This is a genomic window from Pseudoalteromonas sp. SIMBA_162 (assembly GCF_046535955.1).
Lineage (GTDB): Bacteria > Pseudomonadota > Gammaproteobacteria > Enterobacterales > Alteromonadaceae > Pseudoalteromonas > Pseudoalteromonas marina.
In genome coordinates this window covers 1-253 of the sequence record NZ_JAWJBQ010000805.1, presented here as the reverse complement: position 1 = coordinate 253, position 253 = coordinate 1, and the positions used below count along the sequence as shown (strand labels likewise).

Here is a 253-nt window from a genome sequence, read left to right as displayed (position 1 = left end):
AGTGCGACATGGCCGAAGGCCAATCAGTCCAGTGGATCGAGGTTGCCCCGGAATTGGCCGGGCAGCGCATCGACAACTTTCTGCGTACCCGCCTCAAGGGTGCACCCAAGGCGTTGATCTATCGCATCGTGCGCAAGGGTGAAGTGCGCGTGAACAAGAAGCGCATCAAGGTCGATTACCGCCTGCAGGCGGGTGATCTGGTACGGGTGCCGCCACTGCGCCTCTCGCCGGAAGCCGCCGTGCAGGAAGTCAG

General features: G+C 62.5%; 1 protein-coding gene. It reads left to right on the top strand.

From position 1 onward, the window contains the following. Positions 1 to 8 precede the first annotated feature (8 nt). Positions 9 to 253, top strand: a 245-nt coding sequence (locus R0J88_RS21905) for a S4 domain-containing protein (RefSeq protein ID WP_410901163.1), incomplete at its 3' end; no start/stop codon positions are given.